A 23,535-nucleotide genomic window follows, 5' to 3' on the forward strand; every position below is an offset into this window, starting at 1 on the left:
GCTAGTAGAAAATTCCATGTTATGCCTCCTCGTCGGAATTGCCGACGGTCATATTCTGCTTGTGGAGAACGGTGGTCTTTCTGGCCGGGCCGTTCTTTTTCCAGGCGTAGTAGATAGCGACGTTTAAAAGCACTACGAGAGCGAGCAGGAACCCGCGGACGCCCCAGGTAAAGCCAATCTGCGAGAATTCGCTGCCGAGGAATGTCACCTTGGCATCGGCCGGAACGTTACTCAACAGGAGCACGCCCATGCCGTCGTGAATGATCCAGGCGACTAGCACGATTGCCAGGTAAATCGGGCACACGTACATAATGATCGGCCTAAAGAATCGGGGGAGTTTCAATGCGGCGCCGTCGTTCATCAATGCGAAAGCTTCGCATTCCGGCTTGCCGTCTTCGCCAATCACGTTGGATTTGCGGCGGCCGAGTACGAACGAGAAAATGAACGCCTGAATGGTGCCGAGAACCACCAGCAAGAAGCTTCCGCCCCAGAAGTCGAGCTCGTCGACCGCGCCTGCGGCAAGGCCGAAAATACCCACAAGGCCTCCCAAGAAGGTCACTGTACTGGTGGCGGTAATGGAGCCCTTGCGGCTAAACTTCAGGTCGTCTTCACAGAAACTAATCAGAGGCTGGATAATCGAAATGGCGCTCGTGACGCCCGCGATAAAGAGCATCGCGAACCAAAGCGTCTGGAAAAATCCGCCAAAGGGCAACTGGCCGAATACGAACGGCATGGTCTGGAATCCGAGGCCGAAGGTACCGAGCTTTGCGCATTCTTCGATGTTGTTACCGGCAATGAGTACGGCCATCGGAATCACAATCGTGCCGCCGAGGATAATTTCGGCAAAGCCGTTGGTGGCACTTGCCGTTAAAGACGAAAGCACCAGGTCTTCCTTGGGCTTCAGGTAACTGGCGTAGCAGAAAACGATGCCCATACCGAGGCTCATGGTAAAGAAGACCTGACCAGAGGCGGCGAGCCAAACCGTGGGGTTGAAAATTTCGGAAAGGTTCGGGTTCCACACGAAAGCGAGTCCCTTACCGATATCGGTAATCGTAAGCACGCGCACCACAAGGATAATGCCCATAATCAAAAGAATCGGCATGGTGATCTTGTTCACGCGTTCAATGCCCTTGCGCACGCCGAACGACAGGAGCCCCATGTTGCAGGCGAAGGTGAGCAAGAAGAAGAGAATGGCGGCAGGAACAGGGCCGACTTTGGTGTTCAGCATGATGTAGTTGCCGAAGAATTCCTTCATCGGTTCGTAACCGCCGGCGACCACTTCCATCAGTTTGCCTGTGGCAGAGTAGTAGGTAAACGCGAGAATCCAAGACTGGATAAAGATATAGTAGAAGCTGATGAACAGCGGAGGCAAGAGCCCGAGCGAACCGAGGTACTTGGCCCAGGGTTTCTTGTTCAGAATGTAGTGGAATCCGCCGGGGGCGGTACCGTGGTGTTTGTTACCGGCAGCGCGGCCAAGCGTCCATTCCATCCAAGAAAGAGGAATGCCCAAAAGCAAGAAGGCAATGAGGTAGGGGATAATGAAGGCGCCGCCACCGTTTGTGGCTGCCTGCACCGGGAAACGCAAAAAGTTGCCAAGTCCGACGGCGGAACCCGCGACCGCGAGAATCACACCAAGTTTCGAACCCCAGTTGTCTCTAGAGCTTTTCATTTTTCACATCCTTATTTTTTTTCGGAACAAATCTAGCATTTATCCGTATGAATAAGAATTTACGTTGGCGAATTCGAATCCGTGTGGCGCGGAAAAAAAGAGCTTGTATTGTGTTTGTAATAGAGTTTATTTACTCTTGTATACAGATTTCTTGAAAAATTCGGTGCTTTTTGTCTCGCTGAAGTCTATCTTTATATTCATAAACCGAGAGGGTGGGGTTACCCTCGCAGAAAAAATAAAGGATGAATTATGATCGACGTTAAGGGCAAATGGACCTTGATTACTGGCGGCTGCCGCGGAGTGGGCCGTCTCACCGCTATCGAAATGGCGAAGCTCGGCGCAAATATCATTCTGCAGGGCCGCGACAAGTCCCATGCTGAACCGGTAATGAACGAAATCAAGAAGTACGGTGTCGAAGTCCGCGCAGTGGGTTGCAACCTCGAACATGCTTGCGAAATCGATGCCGCTCTCGCCGAGATCGATTCCTGGGGCGTGCAGGTCGACATCGTGTTCAACAACGCCGGCCTCATGAGCCACTATTTTACCGATTATCTCACCAATACCATGGAAGACTTCCACCAGGCCATGGCGGTGAATTTCTTGGCTCCAATCAAGATTGCCTACCACTTTTTGCCGGGCATGATCAAGCGTGGCTTTGGCCGTATGCAGCTTACCACTAGTGGCATCGCCAACGAACCCGAACTCATGGGTTACGCCTGCGCCAAGGCTGCTCTGACAAAATTTGTCAAGGACTTTGCCTGCAAGCTGAATGGTACCGATGTTATGATGAACGTGATGGATCCGGGTTGGTTGCGCACCGATCTCGGTGGCCCCAACGCTCCTAACGCCCCCGAAAGCGTGATTCCGGGTTCCATGGTGTCTGTCATGCTCGACGACAAGAAGAGTGGCCGCTGGTTCAGTGCTCAGGAATTTACTGGCATGTCCCTTGCCGACGCTGTTGAAAAGGGCAAGTCTGTGGAGTAATTGTAAAATCGAGGTGTTTGAAATTTTACAATGGAGAAAGTCCTGCCTTCGGGTGGGACTTTCTTTTTGTAAAAAGATGTTTAGGAACGCTGTGCTTATAGGGCTCAAAAAAACTATAAAAAAATATTACAAGGAAATTATTCTTCTCATTACTATTTTTTATGTGGGATTAATAAGGGATTGGTTTTTAACATAAACCAAAAGGTCTAGAATGAAAAAGATTCTTGCGATTATGTCTATGGCTGCGGTGTCCGCCATGGCAATCACGGCAAGCAGGGTCGGCCCTGTTAGCACTTACGGCGAACTTAAGGCCAATGGTGGCAAACTTTCGGGTTCTTGTCCCGAATATGCCAACAAGGCTGTCCAGGTCAAGGGCATGAGCCTTTTCTGGAGCTCGGGCAATACCTATTCTACCGACTTTTACTCTGAAAAGGGCATTAACCGCCTGGTCGACGACATGGGCGTCGAAGTGGTTCGTTTTGCTCTCGGTGCAGCAGACGAAAAGTTCAATAGCTCGGGCCGTTCTTACACGACGGGTGGCGAAGGCTTCCAGAAGGCTTTGCTCAAGTCCGTGGTGAACGCTGCAGTTGATAAGGACATTTACGTCATCATTGACTGGCACATCGAAAGTTCCGAAGGCTTCACTGATGCCGCTGTCGAATTCTTTGAATACGCAGCCAAGGAATACGGTAAGTACAACAACGTGATTTTCGAAATCTGGAACGAACCGACCGGTAGCATGGATGCCGTGAAGCAGCATGCCGATCGCGTGATTCCGGTCATTCGTAAGTATTCCGACAACCTTATCCTCGTGGGTAGCCCGGGATGGTCTAGCCAGCCGGATGCTTGCGCTAATGCAGGTATTTCCGACAAGAACTATGGTTGCACGCTTCACTTTTATGCTGCAACCCACTACATGGGCGATGGCGGCTACAACAAGGCTGCTGAATCTGCTATGGGTAAGGGTGTTCCGGTGTTCGCTACCGAATGGGGTACCGTCAATGCCAACGGTGATGGCCAACCGGATGAAGGCTCCAGTAACAAGTGGGTTGAATGGATGGCTCAGAAGGGCGTGTCCTGGACGAACTGGAACGCTTCTGCCATGAACGAAACCTCTGCAGCATTCTCTACTGCAGTATTTGAAAACGGCTTTTCCTACACCAATTCCGGTAAGTATGTGAAGGGCAAGCTCGGTGGCGCTTCCTATAAGGATTGCGGCCTCCAGAATGGTGATGCCGAAGAAGAATCCGGCTTCTCTACGGGTGTCGCAAACGGTGCTTCGACTTCCATTCTCGATGACATGGAAGATGGTGACCGTTATGGCTACCTTGGCGGTGCATGGGCTGCTATCGAAGACCAGGAAAATGGCGGTAAGAGCTCCATTTCTAACGACAAGATTGAAGATGACTTTGGCAATACGACCTACCAGGTTGTGTACCCGGTCAGTGGCGACAGCAAGAACACCTCTAAGTATGTCGCGGCCCTTAAGGACGTGAAGATTGGTAAGGGTACTCTTGATTACGGTCCGTATATCAAGATGTTCCTCACTCTCCTGAAGGAGGAAAAGAAGGATTCTCCGAAGGCTTATGCAGATTTCTCCAAGTGCTCTACCATTAAGTACAAGTACAAGGGGGCCAGCCATAACTTCGCAATCGAAACGACTGACGTTACTGACTATAACTATCATCGCGTGAACAAGGACGCCTCTGAAGGCTGGAAGGAAGTCGAAATCACGACCGATATGCTGAAACAGGAAACTTGGGGTGACGATTCACGCTCCAAGCCGATCAACATGGCTCATGCAACTCGTCTTTCTTGGGAAATCAAGGGCCTTGAAAAGGTTCCGGACGATATCAACCAGCCCAAGTATCCGTACCTCTACATCGATGACGTGAAGTGCGATGGCCTCAGCTTTACTGCTATTAGCGGTGGTGCCGGCGACTCTCCGAAGTCTTCTTCTTCTGTGGGTGGCAAGTCCAGTTCCAGCAATGGTCAGGACAAGTCTAGCTCCAGCAAGGGAGGCAAGTCCAGCTCTAGCGTTGCTCCGACGCTCTCCTCTTCTTCTGTCGCTCCGGTGATTACTGACCTCATGGTCATCGATGACTTCGAAGATTGTGATGAAGTTGCCGCTACGACTGGTACCTGGTATGCCTATACCGACAAGGAACCGGGTGGACTTTCCAAGATTGCCAACGTCTATGACAACACCCTCGGTGGCTATGTTGTGGTATTCCCGGGCACCGCTGATGTCACTAATGCATCGAAGGGTTTTTCCGCTTTGACCGAAATCCAATGGAACCAGGGAACCTATAAGGAAGCTCCGTTTGTCGCTCTCGGCCTCAATACGAATGCTGATACCTCTAAGGGTGTCGACCTCAGCGCTTGCTCCGCTTTGAGCTACCGCTACAGAGGTAGTGCTCATACCTTCAAGATCCAAGACGGTCAAGTGGCTGATTACGCATATCACCAAATCAATTTCGAAGATGCTCTTGAATGGACGACTGTTGTGGCCAGCTGGGATGATATCTCTCAGCCGAGCTGGGGTGAACCGGTTGACTTGAACAAGAAGAACATCAAGAAGTTCGCTTGGGAAGTGATTGGTTACAAGAATATTGAATACCAGCCGACACTCAACTTCCTCTATGTGGATGATTTCAAGTGCGTGAACGCTTCTTCGGGTATTCGCATGGCCAAGGCTGCAAGCCCGCTCAAGCTCAGCGTGAACGGTTCTATGCTCAACGTGACGACCACCGCTGCAGCCCGCATCCAGGTGTTCGACATGCAGGGTAACATGGTCATGAACCACCTCGAAAGTGCCGCCGGCAACCATCAGGTTTCTCTCGAAAGCCTGAATCGCGGTAACTACGTGGTCCGCGTCAAGACCGTGAAGGCCGCTCAGACCGCCCGCATTAGCATCCGCTAATCCTCAATTGTCATCCTCGCGAAGGCGGGGATCACCTTTAAAAAAACTCCGGTTTAACCGGAGTTTTTTGTGTTCTGCGGTCATCCTGAATTTATTTCAGGGTCAGCAAGTCATGCTGAACAACGTCACCCTGAACTTGTTTCAGGGTTGGTTCAGCATCGGCATTTATCATCTGAAAATTACTGTAGGTCGCGTTGCAGTATCTCGCACTTTTCCCGCTTCCATTCCTCGAAGGTGTCGTCGGCGATGTGCTGCTTGGCCTCTCGCATCAGGTGCAAGTAAAAATGCAGGTTGTGGATGCTTGCAAGCGTAAATCCGAGCGATTCGCCGGCATGGTGCAGGTGGCGCAGGTAGGCACGGCTAAAGTTGCGGCAGCAGTAGCAGTCGCAATTCGGGTCCACGGGCTTGTCGAATTCTTCGGCATGGCGGGCGGCCTTGTAGCGCAACACCCCTTCGCTGGTGAATAGCATGCCGTTACGGGCGTTGCGCGTGGGCATGACGCAATCGCACATGTCCACGCCGCGCTCGATGAGTTCAAGCAAGTTCCACGGCGTGCCCACACCCATCACGTAGCGGGCGTGGTCCTTGGGTAAAATGTCGGTGCAAAAATCGGCGATTTCGTACATGGTCTCGGTCGGTTCGCCAACCGAAAGTCCGCCCATGGCATAACCGTCGGGGCCGAGTTCGGCAATACGCTCGATAGCCTGCTTGCGCAGGTCCTTGTGCATACCGCCCTGAATGATTCCGAAGAATTGCTGGTCGTAACCATGAATGGGCGGGTGCTCTTTGAGCCATTGCATGGCCTCGGCGGTCCACTTGAGCGTGAACTTGAGGCTATGCTCGGCTTCCTTGGCGGTACTCGGGAACGGGGTGCATTCGTCGAGCGCCATAATGATATCCGCGCCGATTTCGCGCTGGGCGTTCATGACGCTTGCCGGGCTGAAAAAGTGCTTTGAACCGTCCAGAATGCTTCTGAATTCCACGCCTTCAGGCGTAATTTTACGCAAATCCTTCAAACTCCACACCTGGAATCCGCCGCTATCCGTCAAAACCGGGCCGTCCCACGCCATAAACTTATGGATTCCGCCCGCTTTTGCGATTCGCGGGGTAGTGGGGCGCAGGTAAAGGTGGTAGGTGTTTGCCAAAATGATTTCGGCCTTGATGTCCTTAAGCTGCGCGGGAGTGACCGCTTTTACGGTCGCTTCGGTGCCCACAGGCATAAAAATCGGCGTTGTCACGTCGCCATGGTCGGTATGGACCACGCCAAGACGCGCTTTCGATTTTTGGGAGATCTTTAGAAGTTCAAAACGGTTCATTATGCATAAATTTAGAAATAATTCTAAGTTCTACCAACTAAGTTCTGCCTGCTGCGGCTACGTCGCCCCGTTGTCAATTTATCCATAGGATTCCCCTTATAAATGTGTTTTTTGGAGCCAAAAAGGGGTAACTTTAATTTTGGATGGGCCTACAAGTTGTAGCCCTTGCATGGAGTGATATATGGATTACAAAAAGGTGTGGAAAAGATTCGCCTGTCTTGTGGCTGGTCTTGCAGTGTTTGGCTTGGCCGACAACCCCATTTCATCTTACCATTATCTGGCGGACCCCTCTTGCGCCTCTGATGGTGATACCTTCTACATTTTGACCGACGTCGATGACTACAACAACCAGACAAACTGGAACTACGACATTGTCGGTCTTTATGCCTTCACCTCTGAAGACATGAAAAACTGGACCGACCACGGCATGATTTTCCGTTCCAAGCGTGAATTCGGGAGCTACCCGAACAATACCTGGGCTTCGGGCATCGCAGTGAAGAACGGCAAGGTCTATATCGTTTACCCTGATGGCGCGAGCGGCGTGGGCATGATTACCGCCCCGGCAATCGATGGCCCCTATACAGACCCGATTCAGGCATCTCATGGCGTGAACAGAATCGCCGGCGGTGGCAACAGCGTTATTGGCGGCTGTGACGGTATCGCGCACTGCTTTGACCCGGGCATTTTCTTCGATGACGACGGCACGGGCTACGTAATCTTTGGCGGTGGTGAAAGCGGCCAGCGCCCCTACGGCAACAACTTCGATATCATCAAGTTTACCGAAAGCAACGGCAAGATTACCATGGACAAGAACTCCCTTACTCGTGTCCAGCTGCCGAATTCCTTTGAAGCGCCGTACCTGCATAAGAAGGGTAGCACCTATTACCTGAGTTTCAATAACCGTAGCCAGATTATCGATTACGGTACGTCCAACAAGATCATGGGCCCTTACAACTATGTGGGGCAGGTCATTCCGGGCATCGGTTCTGTGCCGGACGCTCATGGCGAAGGCGGCAACAACCACCATGGCTTTGCTCCGTTCAAGGACAAGTGGTATGCGGTTTACCACGATCGCCGCCTAGTGACTTCCGACAACCATCCGGCAGCAACGACGCAGCAGGGGGTGCGTTCCGAAAACCCGAACTACGAAAACCACAGAAGCGTGTCCATCGATGAACTCACCTGGAGTGGCGACAAGATGAACAAGCTCACCTTCACCCGTGAAGGACCGAAGCAGATCAAGAACTTTGACCCGTACAAGACCTACAAGGCAACGACGAGTTCCAAGCAGCTGAACATCCGTAGCCGTACCGACTGGACCAAGGGACAGCCGGTGAAGCACGTGCTTTTGCCGCTCACGAGCCGTAGCGAATCCTGGATCCGCGTTACTGGCGTGGACTTTGGTAAAGGTGCCGAAAATCTCCGCATCAAGGCCGCAAACGTAGGCGACGGCAACAAGATTGAAATCCATACGGGTAGCGCTAGCGGCACGCTCGCTGGTACTTGCGAACTTGCAAAGACAGCCAATAACACGACCTTCGTGGATAACGATTGCGAAATGAAGGGCCTTACAGGTGTTATCGACCAGGTGTTCTTCGTGTTCAAGAATAATGGAAAGGATTCGACCATGGGCATTCTCGAATGGGAATTCCAGGGTACGAAGCGTGAACCTGAACCGCAGACTCCTTTTGGCGGCAAGGCTTGGGATATTCCGGGCAAGATTGAAGCCGAAAATTTCGATGAACCGGGTTACGGCGCTGGTAACGATTCCTATGCCGAAAATGATTCCGACAACCACGGTGATAGCGACTTGCGCAAGGACACTGGCGTTGACCTTTACGAAAAGGAAACGGGCGTCGTTGTGGGTTACAACCAGGCTGGCGAATGGCTCGAATACTCCGTGAACGTGAAGAAAGCGGGCGATTACACCATGTACGCTTCTGTTGCAACCGACAATTCGACTGCAGGCTTTAAGCTCTCTGTCGATGGTGATGCTGTGGCCGAAGTGGCTGTTTCTGGCTCTAGCTGGGATGACTTTACCAAGGTGAAGGCTAACCTGACGCTCCCCGCAGGCGAACACATCCTCCGCTTCGAAGTGACTGGCGACTGGTTTGACGTTGACTACTTCAACTTTGTGGCTGGTAAGGATGCCCCGGAAACAACGACGGCTATCGCTCCGGTCAAACTCCAGAACAACGCTTCTGTATCTTACCGTGTGTTTGACCTGAAGGGCACCGTGCTTGGAACGGTTGATATGGCTCGTAAGGGCGACGCTTCTGCAGCGCTCAAGTCCGCCGGTTTCAAGAAAGGCGTCTATATGCTCAAGCAGGGCAATAAGACCTTTGTGGTGAACTTCACCAAATAAGCTTCCTACATACACCTCCAACAAGTCTTCCTGGTACTTCGGTGCCGGGAGGATTTTTTTTGCAAGTCATTCTGAACTTGATTCGGAATCGGCTTCGCAAAAACGAAAAAAGACTCAGTTTTCACTGAGTCTTTCTTCTGCGGTCGGACAGACTTGAACTGTCATGGGATCGCTCCCACTAGCACCTCAAGCTAGCGTGTCTACCAATTCCACCACGACCGCGTGGTCCTTAGCGGAACAGCCCAAATTTAGTATAATTTGTTACGCTTGTAAAGGGGTAAGGATTGTTTTTTATAAAAAAAAGTGAAAAAATCTCTTTTATTCTTCTCGCTACCAAAAAAAGCAGCCTAATAAAAGACTGCTTCTCTAACTTGTTTGCTTAGTGCGCAGGCCCACGTATGGTGGGAATTTCCTTCGCATTGGTTAGAACGATGTCTGAATTACAAGTCGGCGACGAGCTTGTCAAACACTTGGCCGCGGACTTTGTAGTTCTTGAACAGTCCGAAGCTTGCGCAGGCGGGGCTCATAATGACGGTGCCACCTTCGCCGATTTGCAAACTGTCTGCAAATGCTTCTTCCAGAGTGGGGAAGATTTTCGCCGAAACTTGGAGTCCGGCCTGCTGCAAGGATTCTAGCATGCGTTCGGCGGTAGCGCCGATGAGCGCTACGCGCTTGAGGTTCGGGCGGTCGTTCACCAGAATCTGCGAGAGCTCGGTAAAGTCGGCGTTCTTTTCGGAACCGCCGAGAATGAGCGCGAAGGGGCGCTTCATGCTTGCTGTTGCTGCAATCGTTGCGTCCGGGCGAGTGGCGTAGCTATCGTTGTAAAATTCAATGCCGCGTTTTTTGCCCTTGAATTCCATACGGAAGGGGAGTGTCTCGTAGCTCTTGAGGGCTTCGAAGGCATCGGCCACCTTGATTCCCAAGGCTTTCACGGCGAGGGTTGCCGCCGCCATATTTTCAAGCTGGTAAATACCGCGTACCTTGCAGTCCGACAGGAACAATTTTTCGCCGTCAATTGTGAGCGTGGCGCCTTCAATTACGGCGTCTCCGTCGCCAGCGCTCGGGCCGTCGCTTAGGCTCACGGCGTACTTCGTCTTGGCCGGGCTTTCGCTTGCAATTTTTGCCGTCGGGGCGGCGTCCTTCAAGTACACGCATGCACCGTCACGTTTTTGCCAACGTACCAGATTCGCTTTCGCGTCGCGGTATTCTTCGACGCTCTGGTGCCAATCCAAGTGCTCGGTCGACACGCGCAGCACCACAGCTACGTCCGGCGACACAGACAAAGTCATCAACTGAAAGCTCGAAAGTTCCAGAATGCTCACTCGGTCTGCCGTCTCGTCCTTCAAAAGGTCAAGCGCCGGCACACCGAAGTTGCCGCCAATCTTGTTATTCACACCGCACTTGGTCAGGATGTGGCTAATCATGCTCACGGTAGAACCCTTGCCGAGCGTGCCCGTAACGCCTACAACCTTCTTTGATTTAGTTTGTTCTAAAAACAGCTGAATCTGGCTAGTCATCATCCCGCCGTTCATCTGGAACTTGAACAATGCGGGGCTCATGGGGTAGACGCCTGCAGAACGCACCACCGTTACGCAATCCTTAAGGCCATCCAAATAGTTCTCGCCGGAACACACCTTTACGTTTACGCCGGCGGGGACTTCCGGCAACTTCACCGGGTTCTTGTCCATGACAACGATGTCCTTGACACCGTTACGTACAAGGTAATCGAATGTGCTCTGACCTTCGACGCCAAAGCCCAAAACGCCAACAGGGGCAACAATAGAATTCTGCATAAAAAACCTCTGGGGAAAAGTAGAAAAACGATGTGTAATGTGAAATGTGTGGTGTGAAATGAATAATGAGTACTACATTTCTCATCCCTCACTTCACACTCCACACTTCACACTGTGCCAAAGGCAAAAAAATCCACCCTACAATAATGCAGGGCGGACTTCGTAATGCGGTCGGACAGACTTGAACTGTCATGGGATCGCTCCCACTAGCACCTCAAGCTAGCGTGTCTACCAATTCCACCACGACCGCAGCGTTGCCTGCGCAGCCTAAGCCGCGCGAGACAAAACCTTACTTGGCTTCAGCAGGAGCGGCCGGAGCTTCCGAAGCAGGAGCTTCTGTAGCCGGAGCAACGTCGGCGGCCGGTGCAGCAGCGTTAGCGGGAGCTGCAAAGTCAGCCGGGAGTGCCGGAGCCGGGGCTTGCTGCTGGGCAGCGTTTTCGCGGGTAGCCTTCTGCATCGAAGATTCTTCTACGGTCTGGTCCTGCTTAGCAGTAATCAGGCCGAGGGCGAACACGACGATAAAGAAGATCACGGCCACGACGCGGGTCAACTTCTGGATGAAGGTCGCGGCACCTGCGGTAGAGAATGCAGACTGGGAAGTCATGCCACCGAGACCTGCGAGACCGCCCATCTTGTCATTCTGAACCAGAACGAGCAACATGAGGAAGAGGCACAGGAACACGTGCAGGACGATACCAATCCAAAAGAGTGTTGTCATAGTCGTTTTACCTTGAATTTAAGTTTTAATTAGCGAGCTTCGGCAGCGTCGATGATTTCCTTGAAGGTGTTAGCCTTGAGGCCTGCACCACCGATCAAACCACCGTCGATATCCTTCTGAGCGAGGAGGCCGGCAGCGTTGGCGCCCTTCATGGAGCCACCGTACTGGATGCGCATGCCTTCGGCAACAGCTTCGCCGTAGATTTCCTTCACAACGGAACGAGCGTAGGCCTGCGTGTCCTGAGCCTGTTCGTCGGTAGCAGTAACGCCGGTACCGATTGCCCAAACCGGTTCGTAAGCGAGAACGCACTTGGCTGCGTCTTCAGCAGAAACGTCCTTGAATGCGCCCTTGATCTGGAGACCGAGGACTTCCTTGAGGATGCCACCGTTACGCTGGTCGAGGGTTTCGCCAATGCAAATAATCGGCTTCAGACCGGCTTCGAGGGTCTTCTTGACCTTGAGGTTCACGGTTTCTTCAGTTTCGTGGAAGTACTGGCGCTGTTCGGAGTGACCGATGATGATGTATTCGGCACCGATTTCCTTGACCATGTCCACAGAAACCTTACCAGTGTATGCGCCCTGGTCCTTCCAGTGGATGTCCTGGATGGCGAGCTTCACGTTGGAACCCTTGATGACGTCGGCGACCTTGGCGGCGGCGAGGTAAGTCGGGGCGATGACCACTTCGGTCTTCTTCACGTCCTTAACGGCTTCCACGATGTCCTTAGCGAGCTGAATGGATTCGCTAACGGTCTTGTTCATCTTCCAGTTACCAGCAATGATATACTGACGCATAATTAACTCCTTGAGTTGTTTAAAATTTAACGCGCCTAAATTTAGTAAAAAAAGACCGCCCCCGGTAGTCCGAGGGCGAATCTTTCGTATAAAAAACGTCTATTAGTAGTTGCTAGAATGCTTGGAAGTCGGAGCCGGGGAACCACCGTAGCGGTCGCCTTCGATCTTTTCCAAGATCCATTCTTCTTCGTAGCCCTTCAAGCGAGCCTGGTCGGGGTGCTTCCAGATAAGGCGGGTAATGAGTTCGCCTTCGCGGGTGTAGTATTCCCAAATACTCTGCTTGTCGGTGGTCTTTTCGTGGTCAGGAGGGCCCCACAAGAGGTTCACCATGTCATTGGTCATGCCTTCTTCGATATAACCCTGCTTGAACACGTCTTTGAGGCGCTTGTCGATGCCCATACTTTCCTTAACGGCGTAGTATTCGCGTTCGTATTCTTTGCGACCTTCGCCGCGTTCGATCAGAATGGGGGAAGAATAGCGGCTTGCACAGGCCCAGAACATCAGGGCACTCACGCCAAGCACGCAAATATGAGAGAGCTTCATAGTGACTCCTATAAATTAATGCCTACAAAATAAGAATTTATGGCGCGAATGGGGAAATTATTTTAAATTTTATTCCGAAATGACTTATTTTAAGAAATTATTGGCCTTTTCTATAATTTTTTTTACTTGTAACGTCGCGTCTTTTGCCGATGGTTTCAACGAAAATGCGAATTTTGGCTTCCGCTACGGTCCAAACCTTTCGTGGACTATCATGGGCAATACGCCGTTTGTGTGGGGCCAGTGGCTCCCGCAGGCGACAGGCATGCTCCATTACACTTGGCTCGAACCGCTCGACGAACTTGCTTACGGTGAAAAACTCGAATCCCTCCCGTCCTACTTGCGAATGGACGCCGCCATCGAGGTTTCCCCCTTCTATGCAGGCTATTTGGCCGGTATAGGAATCCGTCCCTTCAAGACCAATCCGCAAATCGAGGCGAATGTGGTCTATGAAAGCTATCTCTATATGCGTTCGAACTTGGAAATGGTTACCGCCGAAGTAGAGGGCGAGGGCCGTATTGCCGAAAGCTGGAATGCGGACTATGTGGTGGACAACATCTATAAGGACGATGCCGCTTTTGATTACACCCAGCTGATCGATATGTCCTTCTGCTTGAACTATGCCTTACCCAAGGGTTCAAATCTCGGATTAAAATTCCACTACATCTTGCTGGATGTCAGTACCGATTTCGATGGCAAAAGCTACGATTACCGCCGCAATATCCCCGTGTTCAGCCGCGATTTCTTGCTGGTGTTAGATACTTATGGACGTATCCCTCTGACAAAACATTTCGCTGCCATTTTTGAATCGAATTTCTACAAAACCGGCTTCTTGCGCGACAGGAATACGGTACGTAAGGAATCCCTCGGTTACGGCAGGGCTATGCTGGGCGCCCATTTCTTCTGGAGCGAGGAACGTCAGAACATTATTTTAGAAGTGGGCGGCTGGAAACGTACCGAAAAGCGTTTCTACGACGGATCATTCGCGCAGCAGTTCCTGGTTCAGCTTGAGTATCAGGGGTATTTTTCTTTCCCCTTTCACAGGAATTTTTCTAAATAAATCCGGCAGTGGCGGTTTCGGCTTGCCTTCAACGCTGTTCTTGAGCGGGTCGGCCTGCAGTGCCTGAATGGTGTAGGCGGAACGAATCCAAATTTCGCCGCTGTATTTTTCGCTTTCAAGTTTCACTAAGGTCGGCAGCATTTCGCCGGAATAGTTTTTCCACTGGCGGATCCAGAAGGTGCGTTTTTCTTTGCGGGCGCCGTTCATGGTCACCTTTGACGGCTGCGGAAGGCTGTCTGCAACCAGGCTCCACCAGGTCATAGAGAATGCGGTAGAAAGAACGTTCGGCTTCTGGACGCTAGAATCCCTGCATAGGAACTGGCCGTTGGCCAAAAGTTCCATATCGTCGAGTTTTAAGGGCGTTTCGCCGATGTTTTCTTTCAAGTGGTGGGTGCCCAGTTGGCGCTTGACCTTGATATCGGGGAATTCCATGTAGCGGTATTCGCCGGCGGTCACGAAGTTGAATTTAGGAACGTCCGGCTGGTTCACGAAGAAGGTGTCCAGCGCTTCGGGATGGTGTCGCCATTCTACATCGAGGCTTACTCGGGACATCTTCTCGTTCACGAAGAAACCTTCGATGTTGACGACCATGGGGCCGTTCAGCAAAAAGTGGGGGCAGGATGTTTGGGAAAAGGCGCCGGAGCAAGCAATAGCGAGGAATGTTGCTGTCGTCCGTAATGTTGCCTTGAAAAATTCTGCCTTCATGGTCTGGAATATAGCAAATTTACAACAAAGGAAAACCCCGACCCATCCCAATGGCTAAAGGATAGGCCAGGGTTTGTTGCTCTTCAGGAAGAAAATGTTTGGATAGGGTTCTATGCGTCTTCGCTAACGCTGACTTCGTCGCTGTCGTCAGCTTCGATGGCGTCGCCTTCGTTCAGCTTGAACAGTTCAACGTCCTTCATGCTTTCGCGGATCTTAGCCTCGATTTCGTTGCAGAGTTCCACGTTGTCCTTCAGGAACAGGCGGGTGTTTTCGCGACCCTGGCCGATGCGTTCGTTGTTGTAGCTGAACCAGGAACCGCTCTTCTGAATGATGTCGAGTTCGGTAGCGAGGTCGAGGATAGAGGCTTCGCGGGAAATGCCGCAACCGTAAAGGATGTCGAATTCGCACTGGGTGAACGGGGCGGCTACCTTGTTCTTCACTACCTTCACGCGGGTGCGGTTACCGATTACTTCTTCGCCGTCCTTGATGGCTGCAATGCGGCGAATGTCGATACGCTGCGTGGCGTAGAACTTGAGTGCATTACCGCCGGTAGTGGTTTCGGGGTTGCCGAACATGACGCCGATCTTCATACGCAGCTGGTTGATGAACAGCATGCAGGTGTTGGACTTCGAAAGAATACCGGTGAGCTTACGCAGGGCCTGGCTCATGAGTCGGGCCTGCAGACCTACGTGGTTGTCGCCCATTTCGCCGTTGATTTCGGCCTGCGGCACGAGCGCTGCCACGGAGTCGATCACGATGATGTCGATAGCGCCAGAGCGGACGAGCGTTTCGGCGATGTCGAGGGCCTGTTCACCAGTGTCCGGTTGGGAAACGAGGAGAGATTCGATATCCACACCGAGCTTGCGGGCGTAGACGGCGTCAAAGGCGTGTTCAGCATCGATGAATGCTGCGACACCGCCAAGCTTTTGGGCTTCGGCAATGGCGTGCAGGGTCAAAGTCGTCTTACCCGAAGATTCCGGTCCGTAAATTTCGATAATGCGGCCGCGCGGGAAACCGCCTACGCCAAGAGCCATATCGAGTTGGATACAACCCGTAGGAATTACGGGGATGTCTTCGACGGGCTGCTGGCCGAGAGCCATGATGGAACCTTTACCATAATTCTTTTCAATCTGGGCGATGGCGGCTTCTACTGCCTTGGCCTTGTCTGCGGAAAGGTTGCTAGTCGGGGTGTTTGTTGTTTTCTTAGCCATGTTGGACTCCATTTTGTTTTTTCGTTTTTAAATATAACATTTAGTGTTCACTTGTGCAAGTGCTTTTTTGGTTATTTAGCAAAAAAAGTAGCTTGCCCAATACACTATACACGCTTTTTTCGCGCACCTCGGTACGGTTTCCTTCGAAAATTTTACAAAAAGCCTCGTTTTGCAAACTATTGGCGACAGCCATCCATACAGTACCGACAGGTTTGCCGGGTTCTGCCCCGGTAGGGCCTGCGATTCCGGAAGTGGCAATTGCCCACTCGCAACCGAACTTTTTGCGGGCGCCTTCGGCCATGGCTTTTACCGTTTCGGCCGATACTGCCCCCTCTGTTTCGAGTACCTGGTGCGGGACACCGAGCAGGGATTCCTTGATTTTGTTCTGGTAGGCGACAATGCCGCCGGCTAAAATCGCGGAACTCCCAGGAATATCTACAATGTGGCTTGCCACAAGGCCTCCCGTGAGCGATTCGGCCGTAGCCATCATTTCGCCACGAGTCAAAAGCGCCTTCTGGATTGCTTGTGCGAGAGCCTTGGTGCTCATTTCGATATCCGTTTCGTGTACCATGTTGTTTCCTTTACGTGTTCAAATATACATAAAGTTTGCGTCATATTTTGACAATGGAGTGTCTCCGCTAAAAAAAGTAGAAAAAAGTGGTGGACGGTGGGCTCCAGAAAGTAGGAAGTAGGCAATAGATAGTAGGAAATGGATTGACTTTTTTCTATATTCGACCCCGATGTTTTTACGCTCGATTGTTTTTGGCTTGTTCCTGTCGGTGCTCTTTGTGGCTCCGCTCTATGCCGATGACAAAGTTTCCGAACAGCCGATTGAACAGCCTGTAGAAGACTCCGCTGCAGATTCCGTTGTAGCGGCAGATCCCCTGCAAAAGGGCAAGACAGGTATTGTCGCTATCGACACGCTTGCCGTAAACGAATGGGATATTCCTACCAAACGAAATTCGCTTGCCATGACCATGCTGTTTGCCATCTTTCCGGGGGGCGGCCAGTATTATACGGAACATTACGTGCGTGGTGGCTTTATTACGGGTATCGAGCTGTTGTTGCTTTACGAAGTGACTGCAAACAAGAGTTACCAGCATAAGCGAGTTCTTGAACAAGCCGAACCTTTTCGAGATTCCGTGGCGTTCTATACCGACAAAGTCCTGCGCGAACGAAACCGCGACAGCCTTGCCTTCTACCACGAAAAACGAACCGAATTCATTGGCCGCGTTCACGAAAAGAGCGACAAGAAAATGGAGCAGGAAGACTTGCGCAAGGCGGAAACCGCCTGGATGTACGGCCTTTATCTGTACAGCTTCTTTGACGCTTTTGGAATCTGGTACAACAACAATTACCGTAGCGTTGAGCTCAAGAGCATGAAAACGGCGCTGCTCTGGTCCATTATTCCCGGTTTTGGACAAATGTACAACCGTGAGTTCGGTAAGCAGGGGCTTTTGTACATGGCGTTTATCGGCTCTGCGACCAGTATTTGGACATCGCAGAATATGGTGGAATATTACCTGGATCGTAAGCATGTCGTAGAAAAAGAAAGCACGACCTCTGAGGAATATGAACGCGTCGATGAACGTGTTACCTATTACCGCAAGAACCGTAACCAGTACATCTGGGCAATTGCTTTACTTTATCTGTATTCCGTTGGCGATGCCGCTGTCGATGCTTTGCTCAGCGACTTTGACAACCCCATGCACTTGGCCGTACTGCCACGCCTAGGCGGCGGTCTCCAGGCCTTGATGTCGTTTGATTTCTGATTCTTGCCGTTCACTGTCATCCCGGGCTTGACCCGGGCGGACAGCACTTAGCAACTTGTTGCTTAGTGCGCATGGCCACCAAGGTGGGATCTCCTTTTACGGCTATCCTATTTTTAACGGCGCCATCTGGATGCCGTCGTGGATCTTCGTGAACGTCCCGTGGTAGTGCCCGTCGGCGTCACGCTTGAATTCGAACTTGGTCACCATAGCGTAGCTGAATGCGCCTTCCACGAACTGTTCGTCGGGCAGTCCGCAGGCAAAATGCTGCAAGGCCGCAATTACGCCCGCATGCGTAATCCACAAAAATTCGCCATCGTCATCGAGCGTGTCCAGCAGCGACTGCACTCGGCGGTCGATGTCATAAAAGCATTCGCCGTCTTTGAACTTGTAGCCGCGCAGGTCGCGAGCCCAGGCGGCCATTTCTTCGCGGGGCACGGCTGTCAGTTTCTGTCCTTCCCAGGTTCCGAAGTTCATCTCGATGATTTCTTCGCGCTTTTCCATGGTGAGCCCTGTAGCTTTTTCGGCCTTCTCTGCCAGTCGAAGGCAACGGAGAAGTGGGCTGGTGTACATGCGCGTGGGCTTGGCGCCTGCACCAAGCAATGCCTTCAAGGCTCCGTCGCTTTCTTCTTCGAAAGTAGGGGAGACGTCAAAGTCCAGTCTGCCGTAGCAGACATCGTTCGGGTTGTAGGGCTTGGTGTGGCGAATCGTCCAAAGAATCATTTTTTTTAGTAGACAGTAGGCAGTGGTTAGTAGACAGTAGACCGGCGCAACGTCATCCTAGAGCGTAGCGACGGAATCCATATTTTTATAAAAAAAGCCCTGTTAAGGGCGAAAAAAATCCTAGGCGACCTGAGCACATAAAAATTCACAAGTCCGTTGCTGCTTTCGCCCTGGCGAGTTGCCCGCAAATAGTCATTGCGCAGGGCCTAGGAACCCGCAATTTAGCAATATCTCGTGATTTTTGTCAAGGGAAAGCGGCAAAAACAAATTTTCGGAACAAAAGTGGACGATTTATCCATGGAAATGTCTAGTTTTGTGAAAAAAAAGAAACCTACGTAAACTTTTTTTATTTATTTTTGGGATGGGAGAAAAAATCTGTTCCAAACAGGGGGTATAAGATGGTAAGAGTAAACAACATGAAAAACTTTTTAAACAAGTTATGGCTCGTACTGACGGTAGCGGGGGTTGCCTCGGCTATGGATATTGCACCGTTTTACTTCGGTAATGCCGCAGGTACGGATGCCGAAACTCAGGAAGCCGAATGGAACTACCTGATGAAGTACAAGATGTTCGGTGCCAGTGGAATTAAGTTTGAAAATGGCAATATCCGTGTGACCGATTCTGTGGGATGGTTTGGAACCTCCCATGGTAATCTTTCTTTTCAGAATGGAGATGATTCCATTGGAGGCCCCATTTTAATTGGGGGGGATATCGATATTAAAATGGGCCCAGAGGTTTTTGTAAATGGACCTGTAAATGTGACAGGAAACATTCTTGTTGGTCAGGAAACCAATTTTGCGTCTAAGCCTAATGAATTCCATGGACATCAGTGTGTTCAAGGGGATGTTCCTAGTGTGTATGCTTCGCTTATAGGAAACGAGTATAAACATTTCGGTGTTGAGGGGACTGCTTCTGTCAATAGTAATAACGGTTATAAAGATTGCTTAGATACCACAAAAGGACTTAAAGTTCCTGAAGTGCGGAACAATCTGTATATACCTGAATTAAATACTGCTCCAACCTATTCAACGGAATTAAAGACTCGAGTCACTAATCTTAATACGCTTTCTGTCGAAGAAAAAACAGGCTCTGTAACGGCTGTTGATGTTAATAATCAAATCTATGAAATTTATATTCCTGAAGGAGACCCTCAGGAGCCCTTTGATATTTATCTTGATCATATTACGTTGACAAATGATGCGACTCTTTTGTTTAATATGCAAGATGGGGGAAGGCTTACTAGAATATTTTTGAATGGGAGTATATCTTTTTCTTCAACAACGAATATTGCTGTTCAGTATGATACATTGAGCAATGGAACATATATAAGACAAGAAAACGAGGACTATAACGGGACCTTGCTCTTTTATACGACGAAGGATATTTCGTTCCAGTCTACCAACCAAAACAGCCATCCATCACTTCAGGGATCAATCCTTACTACGGGAACAATTGTTATTAATGACCATATTAAGTTGGCTGGTCAACTGCTTGCGGATATAATTCGTATTAATTATAATTTTGATGGAAGTAACTTCATCTTTGTTCCATTTAATCCGACTATATTGGATTTTGATCCGACTGCCTTGGCTGAAGGCAAGTTCATCGAAAATAACCAAACGGTTCTTGTGCCTATCAAGCTCGATACGCTTGCGTCGGTGGATGTTAGCTTTAGATACTGCTTTGATATAAAGGATTCCAGCCTTACGGATCCGAATTCCAAGATTGCTTCTATTCAGGACTTTAACAGTATCACTCCTGTTTGTGGGAAGGATACGGGTTCTGTAAAGATATTGATGGGCGATACGGTTCCTCGTGGTGATTATAACGTTTACATCAATGTGGCTATAGATACTCTCTTCGAAGGTCAAGAGACTCTTCCGTTAAAGGTGTTTGGCTTGGCCGGAGCCGTAATGCCGGGCAACAAGCGCCAGGGCTCTTTCATGCTCCCGATTGTTGATGATCCGACTCCGGCATCTCTTAAGAAGATTGTCCTGGATTCCGTTCCTGAAAATTCGCCTGTCGGAACTCGCATCGACAGCCTGATGGCTATTCGTGGAAGCAAGTTCTGCACGCATTGTAAATTCGCTCTTGCCGATTCAACCGACTATGTGTATGTATCTGAAACAGGCTTGGTGACGGTTCGGGATAGTTCTATTTTGGACTATGAATCGATTACCGAAATTAAGATTCGTGTGCTCGTGATAGATACTTTGTACCAAAAGACTTCTGATACCACGGTTACAATCCCTATTATCAACGTCAACGAAAATCCGATTCTTGACGATCAGGAATTTGATGTCGATGAACATAAGGTTCCGGGAACGGTTGTCGGAACACTTGAATGGGGTGAAAACGACTCCGTGCCCGTGTTCAGACAAGACGTATTCACCGCTGTGGGTGGCGACACGGCCTACTTCTCGATTACATCCGAAGGCGTGATCAAGACCAAGAAGGAATTCGATTACGAAACCGAGCCGCATACCTACACAATCGATGTAATGCTTGCCGACAAGAACGATCCGACGCTCTACGTTGTCGCAACCATTACGATCACCATCAATGATGTGAACGAAGCTCCGAGGATTGTTACGGATACCATTCAAGTCAAGGAAAATTCGGATCCCGGTACCATCGTAGATACTTTGGAAGCTATCGATAAAGACAACGACAGCCTGACCTGGACGCTTGTCGAAGATCCGAGCAAGTGCTTCGATGTGTCTGTAACCGGTGTTGTGACGACCAAAAAGTGCGACAATCTTGACTACGAAAAGAACAAGACAATCTCGATCAAGGTCAGTGTATCGGATAATCGCGGTGGTGTTGATACCAAGATTATTGTCGTGAAGCTGATCGATGTTCCTGCACCTGATCTCAAAATTACCGAGGCTAGTAACGAGGATTCCCTCTGGAAAAATCCTGAAATCATCTACACCCATACGGATTCCCTTAACCTCTGCTGGGAAATCAACAAGGCGAACAAGGATTGCTCCGATACGACCCTCAAGCCCGGCGAGAACAAAATCTGTAAGGAAGTTTGCGATGTGGACGGCTTCGAAGGCTGCTCCAAGGATTGCTTCATTGCCTACTACAGCGACGTGTCTCCGTTGGTCTACATCGATGCCGGTGGCGATGCTAACCTCGCCAGCAACATCTATACCATTGTGGAACAGCCCGCCGAAGGCGACACTAACGTGTACGTGAAGGACACGGTTCGCCAGATTACGGTGCACATTACGGACAAGGACCCGATTAGGGGTGATTCCAGCTATAGCTTTACGATCCCCGTTGACTTGACCAAGAAGGTTAGCGTGCCGCAAAAGACTTATGACGCTCTTTCTAATGTGGCCAAGCAGACGGTGGCCCTTGACGAACTGAATCCGAAAACCAAGGTTACTCCGATTAACGGAACCAACTACTTGAATTCCTACCCGACGACGATTGCCGGCATTGAGGTGACCGTCAGCTACGTGACTGACACCAAGGGGAACGTAGTCAAGCAGGCCGTGGTGAACGAAAAGGGTAAGGTCGATTCCATCGAAGTAATCACGGTTACCTACGAAACCGAAATAGACGGCCAGAAGGTGAAGGTTTCTTACCAGGCTGACGCTACCACGGGCAAGGCCCTTAATGTGGATGGCAACGGCGGATTTATCGCGACCAAGAATTCCGACGTATCCACGGGCGTGTTCAAAGTTTCTTATGAATACACCGACAAAAAAACCGGCAATGCGGTCGAGTTGACTTATATTGTTGACGACAAGGGTAACATGGTCAAGAACCCGGAAGGCGACCGCGGCTACCAGGTGTCTTACACTTACGTAGACAAGTATGGCAATGCGGCTAAGCAGTCCGTGTTCGTGGTGCTCGACCAGACGCTTCCGACGGTGGAAATCCTCAAGCCTGTCGACAACCAGGTGGCTCATACGAACTTCGTGAATATCGAATGGACTGTCAACGGCGAAAAGCAGGATTCCCTGACTGTCCAGGGGCTTGTAAAGGGACCGAACATCATTGTCCGCTTCTACAAGGATAAGGCTGGAAACATCGCCGCCGATACGGTGCGCGTGTACATGAAGGATGGCAAGGATCTCGACATTGCTGTGGAACGTCCGGTGATTATCGTGACCAAGGACAAGGTCGAAGAATACTACGCCGAAAACGCTCCTGTGAAGGGCCAAACCTTCGCTGTTAGCGTGAAGAACCCCACTACGGGCGACGAAGTGGAAACCTTGATTGGTGGTTCCTTCAAGACCAAGGACGGTAGCGGTGAAAAGCCCTATGCCGGAGTTAGCGACTCCAAGCACCTGGGCCCGACCCTGATTCTTGACGTTGTGCTCCCGACCGTCAGCGATGGCAAGAGCGGTACCGTGAGCGGCCTTGCGACTATGGACGACTTGATGCTCTCTAACGGTAGGATTTCTTCGGCCGGTATGGGTGTGGATACTTCCAAGCTCGATTACGAAGCGAAGAAGGACTACAAGGAATATACGGTTGACGAATACGTTTCCCAATTCTGCGAAGACGGAACCAAGATCCCCGACGACGCAAGCGCCTTTAACCTGTACAACTCCAAGCTGAAGATCAAAATCTGGGTCTACACGACTCTCGGTAACTTTGTAAGCGATTACAGCTTTACCCAGGAACTGAACGATCCCAGCTACGCCAACGAAGCCGGCCTCACGAAGCTCTACTTCGAACTGAAACCAGATAAGGATGGCTATGTGCACGCCGAAAACGGTAAGCTTATGGCTACGGGCGCCTACGTGTACAAGGTAGAAGCTAGCCTACAGAATAAGCTGCGTTGCTCAATTCCGCCGTTCAACGGTGGCACCGGAAAGACCAAGGGTGACGTGACCAGGTCTCGCGAAGAGCTCCTGAAACCCTTCGGCTACAAGCGTCCGTCTAACAAGTAATAAGAATTTGTAAGTGTTATCTTATACAAAAACCCTGGGCCAAGGCTCAGGG

General features: G+C 50.7%; 16 protein-coding genes, 2 tRNA genes and 1 other RNA gene. 6 read left to right on the forward strand and 13 right to left on the reverse strand.

The features are described 5' to 3' along the window. Positions 1-19: 19 nt before the first annotated feature. Positions 20-1,669, reverse strand: a complete 1,650-nt coding sequence (locus B9Y58_RS02210) for an SLC5/6 family protein (RefSeq protein WP_073053869.1) — start codon at positions 1,667-1,669, stop codon at positions 20-22. Between the two features lie 249 nt (positions 1,670-1,918). Between B9Y58_RS02210 and B9Y58_RS02215 the strand changes: the two genes are divergently transcribed. Further along, complete coding sequence (locus B9Y58_RS02215; RefSeq protein ID WP_073053870.1) at positions 1,919-2,653, forward strand: SDR family NAD(P)-dependent oxidoreductase; 735 nt, start codon at positions 1,919-1,921, stop codon at positions 2,651-2,653. A gap of 211 nt (positions 2,654-2,864) precedes the next feature. Next, the gene (locus B9Y58_RS02220; protein WP_073053872.1) at positions 2,865-5,576 is read left to right on the forward strand and encodes a CIA30 family protein; all 2,712 of its coding nucleotides are present in this window, start codon (positions 2,865-2,867) and stop codon (positions 5,574-5,576) included. 179 nt (positions 5,577-5,755) lie between these two features. On the opposite strand, the gene tgt is transcribed toward B9Y58_RS02220, so the two are convergent. Beyond that, on the reverse strand, positions 5,756-6,892 hold the full coding sequence (gene tgt, locus B9Y58_RS02225) for a tRNA guanosine(34) transglycosylase Tgt (protein ID WP_073053874.1): 1,137 nt from the start codon (positions 6,890-6,892) through the stop codon (positions 5,756-5,758). A gap of 181 nt (positions 6,893-7,073) precedes the next feature. On the opposite strand from tgt, the gene B9Y58_RS02230 reads away from it, so the two are divergent. Beyond that, on the forward strand, positions 7,074-9,257 hold the full coding sequence (locus B9Y58_RS02230; RefSeq protein WP_073053876.1) for a carbohydrate-binding protein: 2,184 nt from the start codon (positions 7,074-7,076) through the stop codon (positions 9,255-9,257). Between the two features lie 138 nt (positions 9,258-9,395). Here the strand turns inward: B9Y58_RS02230 and B9Y58_RS02235 are convergent. The 6 genes from B9Y58_RS02235 to B9Y58_RS02260 form a co-directional block, all read right to left on the reverse strand. Then, positions 9,396-9,479 (reverse strand) — tRNA-Leu (locus tag B9Y58_RS02235). 218 nt (positions 9,480-9,697) lie between these two features. Beyond that, on the reverse strand, positions 9,698-11,050 hold the full coding sequence (gene murD / locus B9Y58_RS02240) for a UDP-N-acetylmuramoyl-L-alanine--D-glutamate ligase (RefSeq protein ID WP_073053878.1): 1,353 nt from the start codon (positions 11,048-11,050) through the stop codon (positions 9,698-9,700). 166 nt (positions 11,051-11,216) lie between these two features. Further along, positions 11,217-11,300: transfer RNA gene (locus B9Y58_RS02245), tRNA-Leu, on the reverse strand. A 39-nt stretch (positions 11,301-11,339) separates the two neighbouring features. Continuing rightward, complete coding sequence (secG, locus tag B9Y58_RS02250; RefSeq protein ID WP_073053880.1) at positions 11,340-11,768, reverse strand: preprotein translocase subunit SecG; 429 nt, start codon at positions 11,766-11,768, stop codon at positions 11,340-11,342. A 29-nt stretch (positions 11,769-11,797) separates the two neighbouring features. Continuing rightward, the gene (gene tpiA / locus B9Y58_RS02255; RefSeq protein WP_073053882.1) at positions 11,798-12,559 is read right to left on the reverse strand and encodes a triose-phosphate isomerase; all 762 of its coding nucleotides are present in this window, start codon (positions 12,557-12,559) and stop codon (positions 11,798-11,800) included. A gap of 102 nt (positions 12,560-12,661) precedes the next feature. Continuing rightward, entirely contained in the window at positions 12,662-13,102 is a 441-nt protein-coding gene (locus B9Y58_RS02260; RefSeq protein ID WP_072799445.1) for a hypothetical protein, read from the reverse strand. A gap of 100 nt (positions 13,103-13,202) precedes the next feature. Between B9Y58_RS02260 and B9Y58_RS02265 the strand changes: the two genes are divergently transcribed. Continuing rightward, complete coding sequence (locus tag B9Y58_RS02265) at positions 13,203-14,159, forward strand: hypothetical protein (protein WP_143154627.1); 957 nt, start codon at positions 13,203-13,205, stop codon at positions 14,157-14,159. Here B9Y58_RS02265 and B9Y58_RS02270 read toward each other — a convergent pair. From B9Y58_RS02270 to B9Y58_RS02280, 3 genes are all read right to left on the reverse strand, one after another. Beyond that, a complete protein-coding gene (locus B9Y58_RS02270) occupies positions 14,079-14,864 on the reverse strand; it encodes a hypothetical protein (RefSeq protein WP_073053886.1) in 786 nt (261 codons plus the stop codon). The genes B9Y58_RS02265 and B9Y58_RS02270 overlap by 81 nt on opposite strands. A 110-nt stretch (positions 14,865-14,974) precedes the next feature. Next, positions 14,975-16,075: a recombinase RecA gene (gene recA / locus B9Y58_RS02275; RefSeq protein WP_073054724.1), complete on the reverse strand. Its 1,101-nt coding sequence runs from the start codon at positions 16,073-16,075 to the stop codon at positions 14,975-14,977. A gap of 40 nt (positions 16,076-16,115) precedes the next feature. Then, a complete protein-coding gene (locus B9Y58_RS02280; RefSeq protein WP_083532176.1) occupies positions 16,116-16,646 on the reverse strand; it encodes a CinA family protein in 531 nt (176 codons plus the stop codon). 169 nt (positions 16,647-16,815) lie between these two features. Here B9Y58_RS02280 and B9Y58_RS02285 point away from each other — a divergent pair, with 169 nt between their 5' ends. Further along, a complete protein-coding gene (locus tag B9Y58_RS02285) occupies positions 16,816-17,847 on the forward strand; it encodes a DUF5683 domain-containing protein (protein WP_073053888.1) in 1,032 nt (343 codons plus the stop codon). A gap of 102 nt (positions 17,848-17,949) precedes the next feature. Here B9Y58_RS02285 and B9Y58_RS02290 read toward each other — a convergent pair whose 3' ends face one another. Together B9Y58_RS02290 and ffs are read right to left on the reverse strand one after the other, a co-directional pair. Beyond that, positions 17,950-18,567 (reverse strand): histidine phosphatase family protein, encoded by a 618-nt coding sequence (locus tag B9Y58_RS02290; RefSeq protein WP_073053890.1) that lies wholly within the window; start codon positions 18,565-18,567, stop codon positions 17,950-17,952. 115 nt (positions 18,568-18,682) lie between these two features. Beyond that, positions 18,683-18,779: signal recognition particle sRNA small type (ffs, locus tag B9Y58_RS02295), an RNA gene on the reverse strand. A gap of 204 nt (positions 18,780-18,983) precedes the next feature. Between ffs and B9Y58_RS02300 the strand changes: the two genes are divergently transcribed. Beyond that, positions 18,984-23,483, forward strand: a complete 4,500-nt coding sequence (locus tag B9Y58_RS02300; protein ID WP_158278303.1) for a cadherin repeat domain-containing protein — start codon at positions 18,984-18,986, stop codon at positions 23,481-23,483. Positions 23,484-23,535 lie beyond the last annotated feature (52 nt).

This window comes from Fibrobacter sp. UWB15, from assembly GCF_900177705.1.
Lineage (GTDB): Bacteria > Fibrobacterota > Fibrobacteria > Fibrobacterales > Fibrobacteraceae > Fibrobacter.